At 73.9% G+C, this 3,220-nt stretch carries 3 protein-coding genes; 2 read left to right on the top strand and 1 reads right to left on the bottom strand.

Annotation, left to right across the window (positions count from 1 at the left end; all coding sequences use genetic code 11):
* Window positions 1-67 precede the first annotated feature (67 nt).
* Complete coding sequence (locus OOT08_RS13725; RefSeq protein ID WP_325093351.1) at window positions 68-565, bottom strand: 8-oxo-dGTP diphosphatase; 498 nt, start codon at window positions 563-565, stop codon at window positions 68-70.
* Window positions 566-645: 80 nt separating this feature from the next.
* Here OOT08_RS13725 and OOT08_RS13720 point away from each other — a divergent pair, with 80 nt between their 5' ends.
* Both OOT08_RS13720 and OOT08_RS13715 read left to right on the top strand, forming a co-directional pair.
* A complete protein-coding gene (locus tag OOT08_RS13720) occupies window positions 646-2,961 on the top strand; it encodes a S9 family peptidase (protein ID WP_325093350.1) in 2,316 nt (771 codons plus the stop codon).
* Between the two features lie 9 nt (window positions 2,962-2,970).
* Window positions 2,971-3,220, top strand: a 250-nt coding sequence (locus OOT08_RS13715; protein ID WP_325093348.1) for a glutaredoxin domain-containing protein, incomplete at its 3' end; no start/stop codon positions are given.

The raw sequence follows: 3,220 nt of genomic DNA, 5'->3' as shown, positions 1-3,220 counted from the left end.
AGCCCGCTGCCGGCCCAGCGAACGGGTACCCGGAGTCGGCCCCGCACGTGGGCGGGGGTTCGTGCGGTCATGGGCGGGCCCCCTCGGGAGTCGGAGTGACCGTCGCCACAGTGTCGTTATCGGGGCCGAACTCGATGTCGAGGGCGACGCCGCCGCCGCCGAGCACCCCGGGGAGCCAGAGCCGGGCGTCGTGCCACATCCGCTCCAGCGGGATCTGCGTGCTGGGCACCCAGCCGAGGCGGAGCTCGTCGGAGTCGGCGGCGGTGCCGGAGAAGGCGCGGGCGAGGAACACGTGTGAGTCCTGGTCCCAGCTGGGCCGGTACGGGAAGCGGTAGCGGAGCAGCCCCGCCGGGATCAGGTCCTCGGGGCGGACCGTGAGGCCGCTCTCCTCGAGGACCTCGCGGGCGCAGGCCTCGGCCGGGCTCTCCCCCGCCTCGAGCTTGCCGCCGGGGGCCACGACCTTGCCGAGGCCGAGGCCGGTTCGTTTCTCCCCGAGCAGGACCAGCTCGCCGCCGGCGGGGTCCGGGGCAAGGAGATAGCAGACGGTGACCTGGGTGGTGCTCATGCCTCCACCCTACGGGGGCGGCGCGGCCCCGGGCCGTGGCAGCGCGGGCGAATCTGTGGCCGGTGGGTTAGCGTGAGGGGGTGTCCCCTGATGAGCGCGCCTCCGAGTCCCTGCCCGTTCCTGCCCCGCGGTCCGAGGCGGATCCGTTCCCCGCGGCCGAGCCGCTGCGCCGCGAGTGGCACGGCGAGGTGAGCTTTGATCCGCATCACTGGCTGGCCGACACGGAGTCGGCCCCGGCCCGGGCCTTCGTCGCCCGGGAGAACGCCCGTGCCGCGGATCGGCTCGCCCCGCTCGCCCCGCTCGCCGAGCAGATCGTGACGGAGATCGCCGCGCGCACGGAGGAGACGGACCGCTCGGTGCCCGTGCGGGTCGGCGATCGCTGGCGGTACCGACGCACCGTGCTCGGCCTCGAATACCCGATCCACGTGGACTGCCCCGTGGTCGCCCCGGACGATTGGGAACCGCCGGTCATCGACCGCGAGGCACCGGCCCCCGGCGAGCGGGTGCTCTTCGACGAGAACGTCGCCGCCGCCGGTCACGAGTTTTTCGAGCTGGGCAGCTTTGATGTCTCCCCGGACGGCGCGCTGGTGCTGGTTGCCGTCGATACGGTCGGCGACGAGCGCTACGAGCTGACGGTGCGCGAGGCCGACTCCGGGCGCGTGGTCGCTGGGCCGATCCCGGGCACGTTCGCGGGGGCGGTGTTCACCCCCGCCGGGGACGGCGTGCTCTACCCGACCGTGGACGAGGCCTGGCGGCCCGACACCATCTGGTGGCACGGCATCGGCGCGGGGCGCGCCGAGGTGCCCCTGGTTCACGAGCCGGACGAGCGGTTCTGGCTCGACGTGGATCGCGACCTCGACGGGGACACAATCGTGCTGACCTCGGCCTCCAGCATCACGACGGAGGTCACCCTGCTGGACCGACGCGTCTTCGCGCAGCTCACCGCCGGGGCGGACCCGGCAGCGGCCCTGCCGGAGCCGGACTGGCCCCGGCAGAGCGGGGTGGACGCCGCGCTCACCCCGCTGCCCGCGGCCCCGGGCCGGGAGGCGGGCGTGCTGGTGATCGACAACGCCGAGCACCGGAACTTCTCGCTCCGGGTGCGCGACGCCTCCGGGCAGGAACGGACCCTGATCCCGGGCTCGGAGGAGGTGCGGCTCGAAACGGCGCTCGTCTGCGACCGCTTCGTCGCGCTGGAGTACCGCCGTGACGGGCTCCCCCGCGTCGCCGTTGTGCCGAACGCGGCGCTGTTGCCCGGGCTCGACCCGGCCGCCCACGAGCTCGGGGACCAGGAGGCGCTGCGGGCCACGACGCTCGCCGGGGCCGGGGATCGCGCCCAGCCCGGCATTCGGCTCGCGGTCTCCTCGCTCGCCCACCCCACCGCGGTCTTCGACGTTGACCCGGCCCGCCCGGATGCCCCCTGGGTGCTCCGCAAGCGCCGTCCCGCCCCCGGAGTGCGGCCAGAAGACTACCTGGAATGGCGCGAGTGGGCCGTCGCCACCGACGGCGTCCGCGTGCCGCTGTCCCTCATCGCCCGGCGCGACGCACTCGGACCCGAGTTCGGCGGAACCGGAGCCCCCGGTCCCCGGCCCGTGCACCTCTACGGCTACGGTGCCTACGAGATCAGCATCGACCCCGCCTTCTCGGCGGCGCGGCTGTCCGTGCTCGACCGCGGGGCCGTCTTCGCGATCGCGCACGTGCGCGGCGGCGGGGAGCTGGGCCGCGGCTGGTACGAGGACGGCAGGCTCGCGCACAAGCCCAACAGCTTCTCGGACTTTGTCTCGGCCGCGGACCACCTTGCCGAGCTCGGCCTCGCCGATCCGGCGCGGATCGTCGCGGAGGGCCGCAGCGCCGGGGGGCTCCTCGTGGGCGCGGCGGCGAACCTCGCACTGGAACGCTTCGCCGGGGTGCTCGCGGGGGTGCCCTTCGTCGACCCGCTCACGAGCATGCTCGACCCCGAGCTGCCGCTCACGGTCGTCGAGTGGGACGAGTGGGGCAACCCGGTCGCCGACGCCGAGATCTACCACCTCATGCGCGGGTACTCCCCCGTGGAGAACGTGCGCCCGGCGGCGCGCTTCCCGGAGGTGCTGGCCGTGACGAACGCGAATGACACCCGGGTGCTCCCCGCGGAGCCCGCGAAGTGGGTCGCCGCCCTCCGGGAGGCGGGCGCGAACGCCACCCTGCTCACGGACGACACCGGCGGCCACGGCGGGGCGAGCGGGCGCACCGCGGCCTGGGCGGAGCGGGCCCGCGAGCTGGCCTGGGTGCTCGATGTGCTCGGCCTCGCGGACGCAGCTCCCCCACTCGCTTCCGAGGCAGCAACCGCGGCATCCCCGGCGGCGGCTTCCAGCGCCGGGCCCGGTCTTGGCTCCCTGTCGGATCCCACGATTCGGTCGTAGACTGGGCTCATGACCGAGACAGCACACAGCTCCGAGTACACGCCCGAGGCGGGCGCCATCACCATGTTCTCGACGACGTGGTGCGGCTACTGCAAGCGCCTCAAGAAGATGCTCGAGTCCGAGGGCATCGGCTACACGGAGATCAACATCGAGGAGACCCCGGGCACCCCCGAGCTCGTCGAGCAGCTCAACGGCGGCAACCAGACCGTGCCGACCGTGATCTTCCCGGATGGCAGCGCCGCCACAAACCCCTCCCTGA

The organism is Leucobacter sp. M11, from assembly GCF_035726885.1.
GTDB lineage: Bacteria > Actinomycetota > Actinomycetes > Actinomycetales > Microbacteriaceae > JAPFRB01.
Note: the sequence above shows the minus strand (reverse complement) of the source record. Positions and strands in the feature narration are given on the sequence as shown.

What these genes read in the sequence shown, in the direction of transcription:
- OOT08_RS13725 (WP_325093351.1), bottom strand. Translation starts at nt 565, where the DNA reads ATGAGCACCACCCAGGTCACCGTCTGCTATCTCCTTGCCCCGGACCCC.